The organism is Streptomyces sp. A 4/2 (assembly GCF_940670765.1).
GTDB lineage: Bacteria > Actinomycetota > Actinomycetes > Streptomycetales > Streptomycetaceae > Streptomyces.
This window is the reverse complement of the sequence record NZ_CALNVW010000021.1, coordinates 90,747-109,133: the sequence shown is the minus strand read 5'-3', so window position 1 is coordinate 109,133 and position 18,387 is coordinate 90,747. Positions and strand designations below refer to the sequence as shown.

The following is an 18,387-nucleotide window of genomic DNA, read 5'->3' as shown; positions in this document are numbered from 1 at the left end:
CAAGGGTGCGGGCCCGGGGTCGCGCTCCGGCAGATCAGGTGCGCGGCAGTTCGCCGACATCCGGCCGATGGCCTCCGTAGGAGGCGACCAGCGCGTCTGCCACGATCTCTGCGTCCGCCTCGGCCACGTCCGCCGGGTACTCCGGCAGCAGGTCGTCCCAGATGACCATCCACGATCCGTACAGCTGGGCTTGGCCCTCGGGGCGGGCGAAGAACCAGATGTGCAGATGGGCGCCGCCGTCTCCGATGCGGTAGACGTGGGCCCGCGAGATGTGCGGCAGTGCTTGCACGTGGCGGGCGATGTGGGTCGTGAGCACGCCCAGTTCGGCGGCCAGTTCGTCGGGCAGGTCCGCCAGGTCGAAGTGATCGCGTGGATGCAGCATCAGCACCAGCGGCACGCCGGCTCCCGCGATCCGGGTGAGCCGCCAACGGTCGTCGAGCCAGATCCCTTCGTCCCGGCTGCGGCACGCGTCGCAGTCCGAGGGGTCCTCGCCGTGCCGCGCCGGTTCGGGCAGAACCGGCGGGCGCAGCGGCGCGACGCGCAGGCCGTCCGGCTCGAACGGACTGATGTCCCACCCCGTCATGCGGGCCAGCGGGAGCCGTTGCTCACCATCCGCAGCGGTACGTGCGTGGGCGTAGAACTCGTCAGGTCGCATAGCCATGGCCAGAGGCTACTGTTGTTCGACGGCCATCAGCGCCTGCGTATTCGCTGAGTCATCACCTGCCGAACCCGCGAACACCCCTCACGTCGCTCAGCTTTGAAGATCGGTCATGCGCGCGATGGTCTCGTCGACTTGCCCGAGCGTCACCGTCATGTACGTCTCGCCCGGCCCCGGTGGGCGCGTCCAGGAACATGTCTGGAACGTGTGCAGGCGCCCGTGTGTCAGCGCGAAGCGCGGGAGTGAGACGCCGAACTCCGTGGCGATCGCCTCCAGCGCGCGCTGTTCCGCCCGCGCGGCAGCCGGATCGGCATCCCGGTCGGCATTCGAGTCGGCATCCGGATCGGCATCCGGATCGGCTGACGTGTCCGCGGCGGCGTTGCCGAAGAGTCGATCCGGGTCCAGCGCCGGAGGTATCTCGCCGCTGCGCCGGATCGTCGAACCGTGGACCGTGAAGTCGTACCGCTCCTCGCCGTTCTCCGCGAGGGAGAAGTGGAAAAGGGCCGGGGACCCATGGTGAGGCAGGCCGGGATCGCTCCAGACCACCATCGCTCGCGAGCCGGAGCCGGAGGGCCCGGAGGCGGCTGCGGCAGGGGAGACGAAGCGCTGCTCGTCGAAGGGGCTCGGCTGCCCGTCGAAGGCGAAGCTCCAGCCGGATCCGGCACGCCCGACCGAGGCCAGTGCCTTGTCGTCGTACGACGAGGTCTCCCCGCGGTTCAGCAGCGTCGTCTGTGTTTCGCACGCCGTCATCGGTGTGTTCAGCCCGGAACTTCCTTCGGCGCCCACACGGTCCGGCAGTTCGGCCGGATGCGCCGATTCCACCAGGATGAAGCGGTATGCCTCGCGGCTGGTCCGGTGCGGTCCGGGGGCCGCCAGCCAGTCGAGGCCCCCGGGCTCCAGGTCGACAGGGGCCGCCACCTCACCGCCTGCCGCCTCGCCCCGAGGGGCGGCGAGCAGTTCGCGGCCACGCTCCGGGGTGAGCAGCGGGCCGAGGAGAGCGTCGGCCAGCAGGCCGATCGGTGCCAGGTGGCAGGGGCCCAGCGGTCGCCACTGCGGCAGCGCAGCCAGCACCGTCCGCCAGGCGGCGTCCGCTTCGCCCCAGCGCGCCAGCTCCCGTGCCTCGTCCAGTGCGTCCCCGAACGGGCCGGACGTGACGTAGCGGAAGGTCCCCGCTCCGACCTGCCGCCGTATCTCGTCGGCCGCTTCATGGAGATCGTCGGGAGCGGGCCGCACGGTGTACGCCCACACCGCGTCGTCATGGCTTCGCTCCACATGCCCGACCGCCAGCACGGACAGCATCTCCAGTGCGTACACCGGGTCATCCGTCAGTCCGTCGAAACCGGCGAGGTAGCTGTCCCCCAGCAGCCACCGGATCTGGTCCCGCAGCGCCGCCGCGCGGGGCCTGCCGTACTCCACCGCCTCGGCCAGAGCGTCCTCGGCCCGCCGGTACTCCCCCGCCAGGGCGTCGCACCGTGCCTGCTCGACCACAGCGTCCAGCTCCCGGGTCGTGGCGTTGACGAACTCCGTGGCGCTGCCGGGGTCACCGGCCCGCAGGTGGTGGAACTCCCGGTACATCTCCGCCATGAACTCCCTGAAGGATGCGTACCGTTCCGGCATCTCACCGGCCCAGGTGCGGTAGCAGTAGACCGCCCACTCACCGTCGGCGCCCACGTCCCCGGGGTTCAGCATCACGTAGGTGGCATCGGACTCGACGTCCAGGGATAGCGTGCGGTCCCACATGTCCTCGACGAGCCGGATCTCCTCCTCGGTGGAGTCCTCGTCCAGCTCCTCCCGGTACATCTCCCCGATGCCGACTTCGTCCTCCTGCCAGCCGTGGCTCTCGGTTCCGGCGAGCACGTAGACGAAACCGCCTGCGTTCCGCCATCCGTCGCTGACCTCAAGGAACGAGCGGTACGACGGTGGGAGCGGGCAGCCGAGACGCTCCTCCAGCGCGGCGATCCGCTCGGCTGACGCGGGCGCGAAGCCGAGCCAGCGGGCGCGCCTGGCCTCCTCGTCCGCCTCGTCGAGGGCTTCATCGGGCGCCCAGGAATCCGCCCACTCGTCGCTCCAACGCTGGAGGAAGGAAGGCCAGTTGAAGGCTGCTTCAGTCATGCGAACGATCGTCGCATCCGCCACTGACAATGCCCTGCGGACCGCGTGGCCGACAGGACGCCGACCACAGAGGCATCCGGCCTACGCCCCCGCAGCCAGCCCGTCCCCCCGGATCCGCGCGTGCAGATGCATGTCGTGGTGGCCGTCCGTGTGCAGGACCGCCCCGCGCCGTGTGCCCTCCGCCGCGAACCCCGCCTTGATCGCGACCCGGCAGGACGCCTCGTTGGTGGTCGAATGGTCGAGCTGGAGCCGGTGGAAGCCGCCCTCCTCCAGCGCCCAGCGGGAGAGCTCCACGACCGCGGCGGTACAGGCGCCCCGGCCGCGGCCCGCCGGGGCCATCCAGTAGGCGACCTCGGCCTGACCGTCCACCAGAACCAGGTCCCTCAGCGAGATCCGCCCCAACAGCACGTCACTTCCGGCGTCGGCCACTGCCCAGTGCAGACCCGTCTCGTCCTGCCAGCCGCGCCGGCAGTTCGCGATCCACTCGCGCGCCTCGTCCACGGAGTCCATCGACCGCGCGTGCCAGCGCTGAATCTCCGGGTCCTGGTACGCCTCCCGTACCGCCTCCGCGTCGGTGAGCTGCCAGGGACGCAGCAGCACGTCCCTCGCAACTGGCAGAACAGGCTGGCTGGTTGCGGCAAGAGAACCGGTGGGTATCGCGGGAGCGACCAGGGAAGGCATGACGGCAGTCTCAACCCCTGCGGTTACCCGAGCAACGTACTTTCGACGAACCGGGCGCGTTCTTCGACCGGTGCGAGGGGCAGCCGTACGAGTTCGTAGCCGTAGTCGGTGTAGGTGGCGGCCATCGACGCGTAGGGTCTTTCGTTTGGATCAGGCCGGATCAGGGAGCGGGGTCTGGTGCGTGCGATCGCAAGGCGGAGGAGGGAGGCAGATGGGGTCTCCCCTGGCCCTCAAGGCCTTGGGGAAGGAGCCATGGTGACCGACGACAACGCGGCGAGCAATGGGGTCTCCCCTGGTCGAGCGAAGCCGAGACCTTGGGGAAGTGCCAGACCCCGCGAGCCCGGCGTGAACCAAACGAAAGGCCCTGGGTGCGCTCCGCCTCGGCGAAGGACTGTCTGCGCTCGCTGTCCTGGGCGTAGATCTCCGGCCAGGGAGGGGCGAGGAACACGCGACGGTGGTACCGGAAGCTCTTCGCGGCGGCGTGGACGTGGTCCGGTACCGGCAGTCCCTCCAGCCTCAGGTAGCCCACGATGTCGGGCACCCCCCGGTCGAAGAAGACCCGTTCCGGCCGCGCTGCCGCGATGCGGTACGAGCGCAGTTCCCAGCAGAGCATGAGTTCGGCGAAGAGCGCCGGGTCGGTCCAGGGCAGCGCGCGCCCGTCGATGGCGACCTGGTCCTGGATGATCCCGCGCCCCGCCTCCTGGGACCGGGCGTGGCCCTGGGTCTCCAGGAAGTCGAGCAGGGTGCTCTTCCCTGATCCGGGCCCTCCGGTGAGGACGATGAACCGCTCCGGCTCAGGCTCCGACGTCATGTTGTGCTCCCTCTTCTTCCGGATCCGCACTGGTCAAATACTCAGAAATTGGCGCATTACTGCCATGATCGGGCAGGCAGCAGTGCCCACAGCCCCGAGGAGACAGTGATGCCAGCGGACGCGCCGGTGGGAGACCCTCAAGCCGCCCTGCGCGCGGACCCGTTCGGTCCGCTGCGGAGCCGGGGCTACCTCATGCTCCTTGCCCTGACCGCGCTGTTCGGGGTGGTGATCTCGGCCGGGGCGTACGGCTTCCTGCAAGCCGTCGAAGAGATCGAGAAGGCCGTCTACACCTCGCTGCCCAAGGCGCTCGGCTTCGACGGTGCTCCGTTCTGGTGGCCCCTGCCGCTGCTGGCCCTCGCCGGCCTGCTGGTCGCGGCGACGGTTCAGTATCTGCCGGGCAACGGCGGCCACCAGCCCGCCGAAGGGTTCAAGGCCCAGGGTACGGTCTCCGCCGCCGAGCTCCCCGGCGTCCTGCTCGCGGCTCTCGCCTCCCTCACCCTCGGCGCCGTGGTCGGTCCAGAGGCCCCGCTGATCGCGCTGGGCGGCGGGATCGCACTGTACGGCTTCCGGCTGATCAAGCCGGAAGCCGACGCTTCCTCCCAGGCCCTCGTGGCGGCGGCGGGCAGCTTCGCGGCCATCAGTGCCTTGCTGGGCTCGCCGTTGATCGGCGCCTTCCTGCTGATGGAGGTCTCCGGTCTTGGCGGGCCGATGCTGGGGATCGTGCTCGTTCCGGGACTGCTGGCCTCGGGCATCGGCTCCCTGGTGTTCACCGGCCTCGGTACGTGGGCGGGCGTCGGCAAGGGCACGCTCATCATCCCGAACCTTCCTCCGGCCGACCGCCCCGACCTCGCCCAGTTCGGCTACGCGCTGCTGATCGGCGTCGCGGCGGGCTTCGTCGGTACGGGCATCCGCCGCCTGGGGCTCTTCCTCCAGCCGGGAGTGAACCGCCGCCGCCTGGTGTGGACCCCGGTCTGCGGTCTGGTCGTGGCGGGGCTGGCCATCGCCTACGCGGAGGGCAGCGGGAAGGACGCGTCCGACGTGCTGTTCTCCGGGGAGAGCGCGCTGCCGGGACTCCTCCTGCACAGCGGCGCGTACTCCGCTGGGGTGCTGACGCTGCTGATCGCCTGCAAGGGACTCGCCTACGGGGTGTCCCTGTCGGCGTTCCGGGGCGGGCCGGTCTTCCCGGCGCTGTACATCGGGGCCGCCGGTGGGATCGCGCTGTCCCATCTGCCGGGGCTGCCGTTCGTGACGGGTGCCGCGATGGGGATGGGCGCGCTGGCGGTGGCGCTGCTCAGGCTGCCGATGACGGCCGTGCTGCTCGCGACGCTGCTCCTGGGGAAGAGCGGGGTGACCGTCATGCCCCTGGTGATCGTCGCCGTTGTCGTCTGCCATGTCGTCGTGGCGCGGATCAGCCCGCCACCGGTGAAGGCCGCGGCTCCGGCAGCCACGGCCGCGCCGGCCTGAGCCCGCGCGCACCGAGGACAACTGCCGCCCGGGAGCGCACTGTTCGTGCGGAACGGCGCAGTTACTGCAGCGCGCCGCGCAGCCCCATGTTTCCGCTGAGCAGGCCGCCGTCGACCGGGAGCGTGATCCCGGTGATCCAGGACGCGTCGCGGGAGGCGAGGAAGGTGATGGCCGCCGCGATGTCGTCGGGCAGGCCGACCCGGCCCAACGGGTAGTGCTCCGCGGCCCGTTCGAAACCGACCCCGGGGCGGCGCAGCGTCCAGGCGTCCGTGGCGACCGTCCCGGGGGCGACCAGATTGACCCGTACTCCTCTGGGCGCGGCCCGGCCCGCCAGGGTGCGGGTCAGGCTGGCGAGGCCCGCCTTGGCCGCGCTGTAGGCGTGGTTGCCGAAGTCCTGTTCGCCGTTGACCGAGCCGACGCTGACGATCGCGCCCCGGCCGCCCGCCGCCGCTAGGTGCGGAAGCGCGGCCCGGGAGGCCCGGAAGGCTCCGGACAGGGTCGCGTCGAGGTCGCGGTGCCAGGACTCGTCGTCCTCGTCCTCGAAGAGCGGGGCGTCCGGCGAGCAGGCGTACGCGTTGTTGACCAGGACGTCGAGTGCGCCGAACTGCTCGACCGCGTACGCCACCGCCGCCTCGACCGCCGCCCGGTCCGTGACGTCGCAGGTGAACGGCAGCGCGCCGGGCAGTTCGGCGGCTGTCTTCGCGGCGCGTGCGCCGTCCAGGTCGGTGACCAGGACGCGGGCGCCTTCCTCGGTGAACCGGCGGGCGGTGGCCGCGCCGATTCCCCTGCCCGCGCCGGTGATCAGGACTGAGTAACCCTCGAACCGCCTCATTCCATCCATGGGGCGATCATGTCGCCGAACGGACCGCCCTGACCAGAGCCTGGGCGCGGGGATCGGCCGTCACGCCCTTCTGGAGGGAGTTGGTGACGTACCCGAGGGCGATCCCGGACTCCGGGTCGGCGAAACCGAGCGAGCCGCCACGGCCGGGGTGGCCGAACGAGCCGGGGCCGAGCAGCGGGGCCGAGGGGCCGTGCAGCATGAAGCCGAGGCCGAAGCGGGTGTTGACGACGAGGACGCGGTCGGGCCCCGAGGACTCCTCGGTGCGGGCCAGGGCGAGGGTGGCCGGGGCGAAGAGCCGGTTGCCGTTGTCGACGTGTCCGATCATCGCCGCGTACACCCGGGCGAGGGCGCGGGCGGTGGAAATGCCTGCGGACGCGGGGAGTTCGGCGGCGCGGTAGTCGGGGGCGTTCTCGTCGGGGAAGGGGGCGATGGCCCCGAACGCGCGGCTGGTGAACGACTCGGGGTCGCGGTAGGCCTCGCTCACGGAACGCTTGGGCCGCAACTTCAGCCCGCCGCCCACCGGGACGGTGTCGACACTGCCGATCCGTCCGACGCGGTGCGCCTCCTCGACGGGCAGGCCCACCCAGAAGTCGATGTCGAGGGGGCGGGCGATCTCCTCGGCGATCCAGCGGCCGATGGTGCGGCCGGTGACCCGCTTGACCAGTTCGCTCAGCAGCCAGCTGTAGGTCTGCGCGTGGTAGCCGTGATCGGTGCCGGGCTCCCAGGCGGCCTGCTGCGCGGCGACGGCGCGCGGGCCGGAGACCCCGTCGATGGCCTGCTCCGGAGTGAGCGGCCGGTCGAGGAACGGGACTCCGGTGCGGTGCGCGAGGAAGTGGCGTACGAGGGCGCGTTCCTTGCCGCCCGACTTGAACTCGGGCCAGTACGTGGAGACGGGCGCGTCGAGGTCGAGCTGTCCGCGCTGGTGCAGGAGGAGGGGGACGGCGGCGGTGACGCCCTTGGTGGCGGACCGGACGATCTGCGCGGTGTCGAGGGCCCAGGGTTCGGGGCCGTCGAAGTCCTTCGTACCGGCCCAGAGGTCGACGACCTTGTGGCCGTCGCGGTAGACGGTGACGGCGGCGCCGCGTTCCGCGCGCTGGTCGAAGTTACGTACGAACGCGTCCCGGACCGCTTCGAATCCGTCCGCCACTGTGCCCTGGACGTCCACCACGTCGTGCTCCCACGTCTCCCCGCACGCCCGGTCGGCGTACAGGTCCATGGTGGGGGGCGGCTCCGGCGGGGGTTGCCGGGGGGTGGGGTTGAGGGGGGCGGGGTGCGGGGTGGGGGGGCTGCTGGGGTGTCCTCAAGCGCCGGACCGGCTGGGGTGTGTCCTCAATCGCCGGACGGGCTGGATTTGTGCGGGTGTTGGGTGCGTGGGCTTGTCCTCAAACGCCGGACGGGCTGAATACGCGGGCGTCGGCAGTGCGCGGGGTCTGCGACGTGAGGTCGTTCTCGAATGCCGGGCCGGCTGAATACCCGGGCGTCGGCAGTGCGCGGGTGTCTGCCACGTCAGGTCGTCCTCGAACACCGGACCCGCCGAATACGCGGGCGTCGGCAGTGCGCGGGTGCCCGGCGCGGGCTCAAGGGGTCCGTTACCAGGGGGAGATGGGTATCACCCCGGTGCGGCGGCCCTCGTGGTCGAGGAGGTGGCCCATGCGTTTCACCGTGTGCAGGCCGACGATGCGATCGGTGACGGTGAGTGTGGGGACGCGGGCGCAGAGGGCCGTTTCGCGGCGTTGGATGTCGCCGATGTCGTGGACCCAGAGCGTGGCGAAGATGTTGGCGGGCCCGGTGACGCCCGCCACCAGGCGGCACTCGGGAGTGGCGGCCAGGGTGCGGTGCACGGTGCCGATGTCGCGGGCGGGGACCTGGGCGAGGAGGGAGACCGGGACCGGGTGCCCGGCGAGCGGGGCGGCGACGTCGCAGCGGAAGGTGAGGATGCCGGAGTCCGTCAGACGGCGCAGCCGGCGGCGGACGGTGGCCGGGCTGGTGCCGGTGCGTTGGCCGAGCTCGGCCAGGCCGACCCGCCCGTCGCGGACGAGTTCGTCGAGCAGGGCGTGGTCGACCAGGTCGAGTTCGCGCGTATGCACCGATTCCGGCGCCGTGGAGGCGGAGTTGCCGAGCGCGGTCAGCTGACTCTGGTCCAGGGAGCGCAGCCGCCAGCGGCTCCCCTCGACGTACAGCGACGTGGCGAAGAGGGAGCTGACCGAGGTGACGCCGGGCAGTTGGTCCAGCGTCCCGGTCAGGAAGCGGCTGAGCGAGGGCAGATCGGGGGCGAGCACGTCCAGCAGCAGATCGGCGCTGCCGGATCCGGTCACCTCGACGGTGGCGGTCTCGGGGAACTTGCTGAGCCGGTCCGCCAGCCGGGAGCGTGCGCCGGGGCGGCAGCGGAGGAGTACGAAGGCGGTGGCCCGGCCGCGGGAGAACTCCCGCCCCGGCGCCGCGCACACCCAGGCGAGCCCGGCCCCGGTCAGCCGGTCCCAGCGCCGCGCGAGGGTGCTCGCCGCCACACCGAGCAGGGGTGCCAGCTCGGTCCAGGCTGCCCGGGGCCGCAGCTGGAGGGCATTCACCAGGGCGAGGTCCAGCTCGCTCGGGGTGACCGTTTCTTGCATCAGGCCTGCCCCGTACGTACGAATCCAACGATATTCGGGCTCACTCGTACCTCCACCCGCACAGTAGCCATCACTGTCGGTTCCGGCCATCGGATGAGGTGGGGCTGTGTCCACTCGCATATCGCAATTCCGGCCGGGGGCGGTGAGCTCCGGTCCCGGGATGCTCGCCGCGATGGCGGTCGTCGTGCTGTTCAGCGGGATCGTGCAGGGCTATCTGACGCCCCTGCTGCCCGGCCTCGGTCTCCGTCTGCACATCGGCAGCGTCGGCCAGAACAACATCTATCTGCTGTCCCAGCTGGCCTTCGCGGTGATGACGCCGCTGCTGTCGCGGCTGGGCGATCTGTACGGGCACCGCAAGCTGCTGCGGGTGGCGCTGGCGATGGTGGCGGGCGGTTCGCTGCTGATGGCCGCGTGGCCGTCGGCGGTGACGCTGGCCGTCGGGGTGGTGCTCCAGGGCGCGCTGGTCGGCTTCTTCCCGCTGCTGGTGGGCATCCTGCGGTCCCGGGCGCCCGAGCGGAACCGCACCGGGATCTCGCTGCTCGTCGGGGTGCTGCTGATCTCGATCGGGGTGGGCGGCCTGGTGGCGGGCGTGCTCAGCGAACAGCAGGCGGCGAAGGGGCTGTGGACGGCCGTTCCGGTCGCGGTCCTCGCGGTGGTGGCGGGGCTGCTGCTGCCCGACAGCGCCGTACCGCGCGGCGGGCGCTTCCACTTCGGGGCGGCGGCGCTGCTGACCGCCGGGCTGGTCGCGCTCGTCCTGGTGCTGGCGCAGGGCAGCGTGTGGGGATGGTCCTCGCCGCTGACCCTGGGTCTCGCGGTGGCGGCCGTCGCGGTGCTCGCGGCGTGGGCGGCGGTCGAGTACCGGTCCGCGCATCCGCTGGTGAGCGTACGGATGCTGGGCAACCCCCGGCTGGCGGTGGTGAGCGGGTACACCTTCTGCGCCGCCTTCGGCACCATCGGTTTCCTCGGCGCCAACGCCCTCTTCCTCGGCGCTTCGCCGGCGGAGACGGGCTACGGCATGGGGATGGGCTCGCAGACGATCGCCGCCGTCTCCCTGGGCATGGTGCTGGCCGGTTTCGTGGGCTCCACGCTCAGTCCGCGGCTGGCCCGGTGGACCGGTGACCGCGCCGTGCTCGCCTCGGGCTGTTTGCTCGCCGCGCTGGGCTTCCTCTCGATGATCTTCTTCCACGACACCCTCGCCGAGTACCTGACCGCCGCGGTCGTGGTGGGGCTGGCGACCGGAGTCTTCGAGTCGATCAGCCGGACCCTGTCGGCGGAGGCCGTCGAGGAGCACGAGACCGCGCTCGCGGTCGGCATCAACGAGCTGGCCCTGTCGCTCGGCGCGGCCATCGGCGCCGCGGTGATCGGCGCGTTCTTCGCGGCGCACGAGGTGCACGGCACCACACACATCGAGGTGTCCGGTTTCCGGTGGGCCTGGGGCGCGTGCGCCGTGGTCGCGCTGCTGGGCGGGGCGGCGGCGCTGCGCTACCGCAGTCCGGGGGCCGCGGGCACCGAGCCCGTACAGCACTCCGGATCCCGGCCCGGATCCCGGCCCGGATCCCGGCCCGGACCTCAGCCCGGTCACGTATCTCAGGAAGGTGGGCTCGCATGACGGGCGAACACGGCAGCGGGTCCGGCGACGTACGGCAGGCGGTGGCCGCGGCCGTACGGTCCTGGGGCGACCGGCTGCTGGCGCTGAGCCACAGCCTGCACGACGAGCCCGAGACGGCCCTGGCCGAACACCGCTCGGCCGCGAAGACAGCGGACCTGCTGGAGGCGGCGGGGTTCGCGGTCGCGCGCGGGGCCGGCGGCCTGGACACCGCGCTGGTCGCCACCCGGGGGTCGGGCGATCTGGTGCTGGCGTTCTGCGCCGAGTACGACGCGCTGCCCGGCATCGGTCACGCCTGCGGGCACAACGTCAACGGCGCGGCATCGGTCGGCGCGGCCGTCGGGCTGGCCGCCGTCGCGGACCGGCTCGGCCTGACCGTCAAGCTGATCGGCACCCCCGCCGAGGAGGACATCGGCGGCAAGGTGCTGCTGCTGGAGGCCGGGGTCTTCGACGACGTGGCCGCGGCGATGATGGTGCACGCCGCGCCGTACGACTCCGTCGGCTCCTCGTCACTCGCCATCGGCGCCTGGGACATCACCTACCGCGGGGCGCCCGCGCACGCGGCGGTCGCCCCCTGGGAAGGTGTCAACGCGCTGGACGCCATGACCCTCGCCCACACCGCGGTCGGGCTGCTGCGGCAGCAGTTGCCGCCCGGCTCCGTGGTGCACGGGATCGTCACCGAGGGCGGCCAGGCCGTGAACGTCATCCCCGCCCGGACCAGGGCCCGTTACGAGGTCCGCGCCCCGACACTGGAGCAGCTGGACCAGGTGCGGCAGCGGGTGCGGGCCTGCTTCCAGGCCGGGGCCCTCGCCACCGGGGCGGAGCTCGAACTGGGCGTGCACGGACGGGACTTCGCCGATCTGCGCCAGGACCCGTTCCTGACGGAGGCCTACGTCCGCGCGGCCCGCGGGCTGGGCCGCACGGTGGAGTCACGGCACGGGGAGACCCTGGCGTCGACGGACATGGGCAACGTCTCGCGGGAGCTGCCGACGATCCACCCCACCATCGGCTACGAGACCGGCGGCGCCAAGCAGCACACCCCCGAGTTCACCGGTTACGGGAAGAGTCCGGGCGCCGACCGGGCGGTGCTCGACGGTGCGACCGCGCTGGCGCTGGCCGGTGTCGAGGCCGCGACGTCCGAGGGGCAGCGGCGCCGCCTCCTCGACGGGGTCGCCGAACGGGCTCGGGGCCGCGCCTGACCCCGGCTCCACCCGTTTCCGTACGGAGTCACGGGCGGGCGCCCGGTCGGACGGCCGCCCGTCCCCGTACGGAACACCGGGCCGCGGCGGACGGTCAGACGACCGCCCGCGGGTTGAAGCCGAACGGCAGTTCGAGGCGGTGCGCGCCCATCAGTTCCTCGTCCGCGAGCAGGTCCGCCGTCGCGCCGTCGCCCACGATGACCCCGCCGCTGAGGACCACGGACCGGGGGCAGAGCTCCGCCGCGTACGGCAGGTCGTGCGTGACCATCAGTACGGTCACGTCCAACGCCCGCAGGATGTCCGCCAGTTCGCGGCGGGACGCCGGGTCCAGGTTGGACGAGGGTTCGTCCAGGACCAGGATCTCGGGCTCCATCGCCAGGACCGTCGCGACGGCGACGCGGCGCCGCTGCCCGTACGAGAGGTGGTGCGGGGGCCGGTCCGCGTACGACTCCATGCCCACCCGGGTGAGCGCGGCGACGACCCGCGCCTCCAGTTCCGGGCCGCGCAGTCCGGACGCCGCCGGGCCGAACGCCACGTCCTCCCGGACCGTCGGCATGAACAGCTGGTCGTCCGGGTCCTGGAAGACGATGCCGACCCGGCGGCGGATCTCCGCGAGGTTCTCCTTGGCGACCGGCAGGCCGGCCACCGTGACCGAGCCCGCGCCGCCGGTCAGGATGCCGTTGAGGTGCAGGACGAGGGTGGTCTTGCCCGCGCCGTTGGGGCCGAGCAGGGCGACCCGTTCACCGCGCCGGACGGTCAGGTCCACACCGAAGAGGGCCTGGTGGCCGTCGGGGTAGGCGTACGCGAGACCGGAGACGTCGAGGGAGGGTGCGGGGGATGCGGGAGCGGTAGTCACAGGGTCCATCACAAGGTCCATCCCAGCAGACAGATGCAGAGCGCCGCGACGGGGAGTGCCGCGGCGGACCGCCACTGCGCGCCCGAGGCCGTCACTTCGTCGATGACCGGCATGGTGCCGGTGTAGCCGCGGCTGACCATGGCCAGGTGCACGCGCTCGCCCCGTTCGTAGGAGCGGATGAAGAGGGCCCCGGCGGACTTCCCCAGGACGCCCCACTGGCGTACGCCGCGCGCCTCGAACCCGCGGGAGCGGCGGGCGATCGACATCCGCCGCATCTCGTCGGTGATGACGTCTCCGTAGCGGATCATGAAGGACGCGATCTGGACGAGCATCGGCGGCAGCTTGAGCCGCTGGAGGCCGAGCAGCAGGGAGCGCAGTTCGGTCGTCGAGGCGAGGAGTACCGAGGCGGCGACGCCGAGGGTGCCCTTGGCGAGGACGTTCCAGGCGCCCCAGAGGCCGTTCACGCCCAGCGACATGCCCAGGACGTGGATCTGTTCACCGGGGACGACGAACGGCATGAGCACCGCGAACGCCACGAACGGGACCTCGATCAGCAGCCGCTTGAGCAGGAACGCGGCGGGGATGCGGGCCACGGCGGTGACCGCCCCGAGCAGCACGGCGTACAGCGCGAACGCCCACATCGCCTCGCGCGGGGTGGAGACCACCACGATCACGAAGGCGAAGACGGCGGCGAGTTTGCAGTGCGGTGGCAGGGCGTGGACCGGCGAGTGCCCGGCCCGGTAGAGCTTGTGTGCGTGTCCCGCGCCCATGTCAGACGGCTTCCGCGTGCGGTCCGGCCGCGGTCTCCGTACGGCGGCGGCGGACCGCCCAGAAGACGCCGCTGCCCACCACGATCGTGGTGCCGACACCGATCAGACCGGCGAGGCCGCCGGAGATCCGGGCGTCGGAGATGTCCTTGACGCCGTACCCGGCGAGCGGGGAGTCCTCGGTGTGGTGCGGCTTGGTCTTGGTGTCGATGCCCTTGTCGTGGGCGACCTTCTCCAGGCCGTCGGGGCTGGAGGACGCATAGAAGGAGACGAACCCGGCCAGCACCAGGGCGGTGACCAGGCCGATGCCCCAGACCTTGCGGTTGGAGACCTTGCGGGGCGAGCGGGCGGCGACCGGGGCCGCGGCGGGCGCGTCGACCAGTTCGCCGCCGACCCGGAGCTTGAGCGGCGCGGTCAGCCCGCGGGCGCCGTAGACCAGGTCGGGGCGTACGGCGATGACCGCGCCCACGGTGAGCGCGGTGATCGCGGCCTCGCCGATGCCGATGAGGACGTGCACGCCGACCATCGCGGTGAGCACCTTGCCGAGGGGGACGTCGGTGGTCCCGCCGAGTGCGTACATCGCGGTGAAGGCGAGCGCGGCGCACGGCACCGAGAGCAGCGCGGCGACGAAGGAGGCGGCGGTCACCGAGCTGCGGCGGCGGGGCAGCACCTTCACCAGGCCGCGGAAGACGGCGTACGCGACGACGGTCGTCACGATCGCCATGTCGGTGATGTTCACCCCGAGCGCGGTGAGGCCGCCGTCGGCGAAGAGGATGCCCTGCATCAGCAGGACGACGGACACACAGAGCACACCCGTGTAGGGGCCGACCAGGATCGCGGCCAGCGCCCCGCCCAGCAGGTGTCCGCTGGTCCCGGCGGCGACGGGGAAGTTCAGCATCTGCACGGAGAAGATGAACGCGGCGACGAGACCGGCGAGCGGCGCGGTGCGTTCGTCCAGCTCCCGGCGGGCACCCCGGAGGCTGACGGCCACGGCTCCCGCGGCGATCACACCGGTCACCGCCGAGACGGGGGCGTTGATGAATCCGTCGGGGACATGCATGTGGCGACTCTCTCCTCGTGGTGGTGCACCGGCGGTGGTGAACCGTTCGATGATAGAGCCTTGTTGCGAATGGTTCGCAAGAGCGCCTGCCTCCCAGGTGCGCCCCCCTGCCCCTTCACGCCCTGATCAGGGCAGCCTCGATGAATATATGGGACATTAGATTACAAATAGACGTAAAGCGGTGCTGAGTACCCCGAGTGAGGAGCTGGCGATGTCCCCCGCCCTTGATGTGCCCGTACGTGGCCATGTCGTGACGGATGTCCCCGGCGAGTGGACGGTGGTGCACGTCGCGCTCCGGTACGACGCCGAGGCCGCCCCCGGGATCGTCCGGTTCTTCTTCCCCGGCGGCACCGAGTGGGTCTTCGCGCGGGAACTCCTCGAAGCCGGACTGCGCAGCCCCCAGCGCTCCGGCGACATCGGGATCTGGCCGTGCGGGCGGGCCCAGGTGGTGGTGGAGTTCCACTCCGCCGACGGGGTCGCCGTGGTGCAGTTCGACAACACACCGCTGATGCGCTTCCTGCGCGGGACATACGCGGAGGCCCCCCGCGCCGTACGGCACGAGGAGCCTCTGCGGCCGGAGCGTCCGGCACGTCCGAGCGTCAGGCGCTGACCAGCTCCCGCTGCTCGCCCTCGTCCGCGTCGGTGTGCTTGTTCAGGCCCTCGCCCTCGACGTCCACGTTCGGCAGGGCGCGGTCCAGCCAGCGCGGCAGCCACCACGCCCGCTTGCCGAGCAGCGCCAGGACGGCGGGCACGATCGCCATCCGTACGACGAAGGCGTCGAAGAAGACCGCGATGGCGAGACCGAAGCCGATCATCTTGATCATCGAGTCGCTGGCTCCGATGAAGCCGGAGAAGACCGCGATCATGATGACGGCGGCGGCGCTGACCACACGCGCACCGTGCTTGAAGCCGGTGACGACGGCCTGGCCGGGGCTCTCCCCGTGGACGTACGCCTCCCGCATGCGGGTGACCAGGAAGACCTCGTAGTCCATCGCGAGACCGAAGACCACACCGACCATGAAGATCGGCATCATCGACATGATCGGGCCGGTCTGCTGGACCCCGAGGAGCGAGCCGAGCCAGCCCCACTGGAAGACCGCGACGACCGCGCCGAGTGCGGCGACCACCGAGAGCAGGAAGCCGAGCGCCGCCTTCAGCGGGACCAGGACCGAGCGGAAGACCAACATCAGCAGCAGGAAGGCCAGCCCGACGACGAGCGCCAGGTACGGCACCAGGGCGTCGTTCATCTTCTGCGAGAAGTCGATGTTCATCGCTGTCGCACCGGTGACGAGCACCGTCGCCCCGGTGTCCGACTTGACCTGCGCGCCCACGTCCCGGATGGAGTGGACCAGGTCCTCCGTCTTCACGGAGGAGGGCCGGTCCTTCGGGACGACGGTGATCATCGCGGTGTCGTGCGCCTTGTTGTAGACCGGCTGCGAGGCCGACACGACGCCGTCGAGCGCGGCGACCTTGCGGTGCACCTGGTCGACCGCGGCCTTGCCGTCGGCCACCCCCTTGACGTCGGTGACCATCTGCAGCGGGCCGTTGAAGCCGGGCCCGAAACCGTCCGAGAGCAGGTCGTACGCCTTGCGCTGCGTGGTGCTGGTGGGCTGGGAGCCGTCGTCCGGCAGGCCCATCTCCAGCGAGGCGGCCGGTACGGCGACGGCACCCAGGCCGATCACCCCGACGAGCAGCACCATCACCGGACGGCGCAGCACGAAGCGGGCCCAGCGGGTACCGCCGTTGGCCTTGACCTCGGCGCCCTTGACCGGCGGGTTCTTACGGGCCTTGCGGCCGATCACACGCTTCCCGACGAAGCCGAGCAGCGCGGGGATGAGGGTGAGCGCGATGAGGACCGCGATCACGACCGTACCGGCGGCGGCGAAGCCCATCTTGGAGAGCATCGGAATGTTCACGACGGCCAGGCCGACCAGGGCGATGACCACGGTGAGCCCCGCGAAGACGACCGCGGACCCGGCTGTGCCGACCGCCCGTCCGGCTGCCTCCTCCGGCTTGCGGCCCTCGGCGAGTTCCGCCCGGAAGCGCGAGACGATGAAGAGGGCGTAGTCGATGCCGACCGCGAGGCCGATCATCATCGCCAGCATCGACGTGGTGTTGCCCAGGTCCAGCACGTTGGCCAGCGCGGTGATCGTGGAGACGCCGACGCCGACACCGATGATCGCGGTCAGCAGCGGCAGTCCGGCGGCTATCAGCGAGCCGAAGGTGACCACCAGCACGATCGCGGCGAGCACCACCCCGATGATCTCGCCGGAGCCGGTCTCCGGCATGGCCTGGAGCGCGTCACCACCGATCTCCACCGTGTAGCCGTCGTGCTGCGCCTTCTCCCCGGTGTGCTGGAGCGAGTCCTTGGTCTTGTCGGTCAGCTCCATGGAGTTGACCTTGTAGGCGACCTGCACGTACACCGTGCTGCCGTCCTTGGAGACGGCGTTCTCGGCGAACGGGTCGTGCACGGTCATGATCTGGTCGGAGCCGGCCCGCAGCTCGGACGAGACCTTCTTGACCTCGGCCTTGTTGGCCGCGGACGTCATCTTCTCGCCGGACGGCGCCTTGAAGACGACCCGTGCGGTGGCGCCGTCGGCGCCGCCTCCGGGGAAGCGCTGCTCCAGCAGGTCGAAGGCCTTCTGGGCCTCCGTACCCGGTATCGAGAAGGAACTGGAGGTCGCGGTGGAGGCACTGGCGGCGCCGAATCCGGCGAGCGCCAGCAGGGCCACCCACACCAGGGCGACATAACGGCGGCGCCGGAAGGCGAACCGTCCGAGTTTGTAGAGGTACGTGGCCACGAGGGCTTCTCCCGGTCAGGTCGGTGCGAAAGGGCATGAGGAACCAGCCCGACGACGAGAGCGGCGTGTCAGGTGGAGAGGGGTAGGGCTCGGGTCAGGCGGTGTGTTCGCAGGGCTGGATGCCGAGAGCGGGGAGAACCACGGCGTCCAGATAACGGGTGAGGAAGGCCTGGTCGGCAGGCCTTTCCTCGATCAGCTGCCGGGCGACGACCGCGCCGACCAGCATGTGCGGAACAAGATTCAGCGCGGGGTTGTCGGCACTGACCTCGCCGCGCTCCACGGCCCGCCGCAGCAACCGTTCGAGGCCCGTCATCTCGGGCTCGATCAGCAGCTCGCGGAGCGCCTGGAAAAGATCGGGATTCTCATGGACGGCATGCATCAGGCCCCGCATCAGTGCGGAGTTCTTCTCCATCTCGCAGTCGTCCTCGCGGGCCACCATGGCGTGGAAGTCACCGCGCAGCGAGCCGGTGTCGATCTCGTCGGCCCCGACAGGCTTGTTGTGCCGCAGTGCCCGGACGATCAGCTCCGGCTTGCTCCCCCACTGACGGTAGAGGGTGGCCTTGCTGGACCGGGTGCGAAGCGCGACGGCATCCATGGTCAGGGCGTCGTAGCCGACTTCGCGCAACAGGTCGAGCACGGCCTCGTACAGCTCACCCTCACGCTCAGGTGTGAGTCTGCCGGCCATTCCCGACCTCCTGTCCGGTCCGGTGGAGCGAAACGATTTCGTACAGCTCGACGGTACGCCCCGCCTCAGCGAAACGGCAACGTTTCGCTTGTGGGGTCCGTCACGGTTGTCAGCTCGACATAAGAGCGAGCATTTTGAACTGTTTTTGCACCGCGTCGAGCCGAACCGGCGAAAGTTGCTTGGGGCACGCATTACGCTGACTTGCTGAGTACAAGCAACTACCTGTGTACGAGCAAC

At 71.1% G+C, this 18,387-nt stretch carries 15 protein-coding genes and 1 pseudogene; 4 read left to right on the top strand and 12 right to left on the bottom strand.

Features of this window, described 5'->3' with window-relative positions:
- Positions 1-34 precede the first annotated feature (34 nt).
- The 4 genes from NBY69_RS17310 to NBY69_RS17295 form a co-directional block, all read right to left on the bottom strand.
- The gene (locus NBY69_RS17310; protein ID WP_250301879.1) at positions 35-661 is read right to left on the bottom strand and encodes a hypothetical protein; all 627 of its coding nucleotides are present in this window, start codon (positions 659-661) and stop codon (positions 35-37) included.
- Positions 662-751: 90 nt separating this feature from the next.
- Positions 752-2,770: an SMI1/KNR4 family protein gene (locus tag NBY69_RS17305; protein WP_250301877.1), complete on the bottom strand. Its 2,019-nt coding sequence runs from the start codon at positions 2,768-2,770 to the stop codon at positions 752-754.
- Positions 2,771-2,851: 81 nt separating this feature from the next.
- Positions 2,852-3,451 (bottom strand): GNAT family N-acetyltransferase, encoded by a 600-nt coding sequence (locus NBY69_RS17300; RefSeq protein ID WP_250301876.1) that lies wholly within the window; start codon positions 3,449-3,451, stop codon positions 2,852-2,854.
- 160 nt (positions 3,452-3,611) lie between these two features.
- Positions 3,612-4,262 carry an AAA family ATPase gene (locus tag NBY69_RS17295; RefSeq protein WP_250301875.1) on the bottom strand — a complete coding sequence of 217 codons (651 nt, stop codon included), beginning with the start codon at positions 4,260-4,262 and terminating at the stop codon, positions 3,612-3,614.
- Between the two features lie 417 nt (positions 4,263-4,679).
- Between NBY69_RS17295 and NBY69_RS17290 the strand changes: the two are divergent.
- A pseudogene (locus NBY69_RS17290) lies at positions 4,680-5,726 on the top strand (chloride channel protein); the annotation flags it as partial.
- Positions 5,727-5,787: 61 nt separating this feature from the next.
- Here NBY69_RS17290 and NBY69_RS17285 read toward each other — a convergent pair.
- The 3 genes from NBY69_RS17285 to NBY69_RS17275 all read right to left on the bottom strand — a co-directional run bounded on the left by NBY69_RS17285 (position 5,788) and on the right by NBY69_RS17275 (position 9,176).
- Entirely contained in the window at positions 5,788-6,558 is a 771-nt protein-coding gene (locus NBY69_RS17285; RefSeq protein ID WP_250301944.1) for an SDR family NAD(P)-dependent oxidoreductase, read from the bottom strand.
- Between the two features lie 16 nt (positions 6,559-6,574).
- Positions 6,575-7,732, bottom strand: coding sequence for a serine hydrolase domain-containing protein (locus tag NBY69_RS17280; RefSeq protein WP_374211293.1), 1,158 nt, complete (start codon positions 7,730-7,732; stop codon positions 6,575-6,577).
- Positions 7,733-8,156: 424 nt separating this feature from the next.
- A complete protein-coding gene (locus tag NBY69_RS17275; RefSeq protein ID WP_250301871.1) occupies positions 8,157-9,176 on the bottom strand; it encodes an Lrp/AsnC family transcriptional regulator in 1,020 nt (339 codons plus the stop codon).
- A gap of 106 nt (positions 9,177-9,282) precedes the next feature.
- Between NBY69_RS17275 and NBY69_RS17270 the strand changes: the two genes are divergently transcribed.
- Positions 9,283-10,785 (top strand): MFS transporter, encoded by a 1,503-nt coding sequence (locus NBY69_RS17270; protein WP_250301869.1) that lies wholly within the window; start codon positions 9,283-9,285, stop codon positions 10,783-10,785.
- Positions 10,782-11,981 carry an amidohydrolase gene (locus NBY69_RS17265; protein ID WP_250301868.1) on the top strand — a complete coding sequence of 400 codons (1,200 nt, stop codon included), beginning with the start codon at positions 10,782-10,784 and terminating at the stop codon, positions 11,979-11,981. Before NBY69_RS17270 ends, NBY69_RS17265 begins: the two co-directional genes overlap by 4 nt.
- 94 nt (positions 11,982-12,075) lie before the next feature.
- Here NBY69_RS17265 and NBY69_RS17260 read toward each other — a convergent pair whose 3' ends face one another.
- Genes NBY69_RS17260 through NBY69_RS17250 form a run of 3 tightly spaced genes read right to left on the bottom strand, consistent with a single transcriptional unit; the run spans position 12,076 to position 14,664 of the window.
- Positions 12,076-12,846 (bottom strand): energy-coupling factor ABC transporter ATP-binding protein, encoded by a 771-nt coding sequence (locus NBY69_RS17260; RefSeq protein WP_250301867.1) that lies wholly within the window; start codon positions 12,844-12,846, stop codon positions 12,076-12,078.
- On the bottom strand, positions 12,846-13,607 hold the full coding sequence (gene cbiQ / locus NBY69_RS17255; protein ID WP_250301865.1) for a cobalt ECF transporter T component CbiQ: 762 nt from the start codon (positions 13,605-13,607) through the stop codon (positions 12,846-12,848). Before cbiQ ends, NBY69_RS17260 begins: the two co-directional genes overlap by 1 nt.
- A 1-nt stretch (position 13,608) precedes the next feature.
- Positions 13,609-14,664 (bottom strand): energy-coupling factor ABC transporter permease, encoded by a 1,056-nt coding sequence (locus tag NBY69_RS17250; protein ID WP_250301864.1) that lies wholly within the window; start codon positions 14,662-14,664, stop codon positions 13,609-13,611.
- 211 nt (positions 14,665-14,875) lie between these two features.
- Here NBY69_RS17250 and NBY69_RS17245 point away from each other — a divergent pair, with 211 nt between their 5' ends.
- Entirely contained in the window at positions 14,876-15,274 is a 399-nt protein-coding gene (locus NBY69_RS17245; RefSeq protein ID WP_250301863.1) for an SsgA family sporulation/cell division regulator, read from the top strand.
- Here NBY69_RS17245 and NBY69_RS17240 read toward each other — a convergent pair.
- Positions 15,264-17,465 carry an MMPL family transporter gene (locus tag NBY69_RS17240; protein ID WP_250301852.1) on the bottom strand — a complete coding sequence of 734 codons (2,202 nt, stop codon included), beginning with the start codon at positions 17,463-17,465 and terminating at the stop codon, positions 15,264-15,266. The two genes, NBY69_RS17245 and NBY69_RS17240, sit on opposite strands and share 11 nt — an antisense overlap.
- 94 nt (positions 17,466-17,559) lie before the next feature.
- Positions 17,560-18,150 carry a TetR/AcrR family transcriptional regulator gene (locus NBY69_RS17235; RefSeq protein ID WP_250301850.1) on the bottom strand — a complete coding sequence of 197 codons (591 nt, stop codon included), beginning with the start codon at positions 18,148-18,150 and terminating at the stop codon, positions 17,560-17,562.
- Positions 18,151-18,387 lie beyond the last annotated feature (237 nt).

Coding starts and splice junctions, on each gene's coding strand:
- NBY69_RS17310 (WP_250301879.1), bottom strand. CDS start 661: ATGGCTATGCGACCTGACGAGTTCTACGCCCACGCACGTACCGCTGCG.
- NBY69_RS17305 (WP_250301877.1), bottom strand. CDS start 2,770: ATGACTGAAGCAGCCTTCAACTGGCCTTCCTTCCTCCAGCGTTGGAGC.
- NBY69_RS17300 (WP_250301876.1), bottom strand. CDS start 3,451: ATGCCTTCCCTGGTCGCTCCCGCGATACCCACCGGTTCTCTTGCCGCA.
- NBY69_RS17295 (WP_250301875.1), bottom strand. CDS start 4,262: ATGACGTCGGAGCCTGAGCCGGAGCGGTTCATCGTCCTCACCGGAGGG.
- NBY69_RS17285 (WP_250301944.1), bottom strand. CDS start 6,558: ATGAGGCGGTTCGAGGGTTACTCAGTCCTGATCACCGGCGCGGGCAGG.
- NBY69_RS17275 (WP_250301871.1), bottom strand. CDS start 9,176: ATGCAAGAAACGGTCACCCCGAGCGAGCTGGACCTCGCCCTGGTGAAT.
- NBY69_RS17265 (WP_250301868.1), top strand. CDS start 10,782: ATGACGGGCGAACACGGCAGCGGGTCCGGCGACGTACGGCAGGCGGTG.
- NBY69_RS17260 (WP_250301867.1), bottom strand. CDS start 12,846: ATGGACCCTGTGACTACCGCTCCCGCATCCCCCGCACCCTCCCTCGAC.
- cbiQ (WP_250301865.1), bottom strand. CDS start 13,607: ATGGGCGCGGGACACGCACACAAGCTCTACCGGGCCGGGCACTCGCCG.
- NBY69_RS17250 (WP_250301864.1), bottom strand. CDS start 14,664: ATGCATGTCCCCGACGGATTCATCAACGCCCCCGTCTCGGCGGTGACC.
- NBY69_RS17245 (WP_250301863.1), top strand. CDS start 14,876: ATGTCCCCCGCCCTTGATGTGCCCGTACGTGGCCATGTCGTGACGGAT.
- NBY69_RS17235 (WP_250301850.1), bottom strand. CDS start 18,150: ATGGCCGGCAGACTCACACCTGAGCGTGAGGGTGAGCTGTACGAGGCC.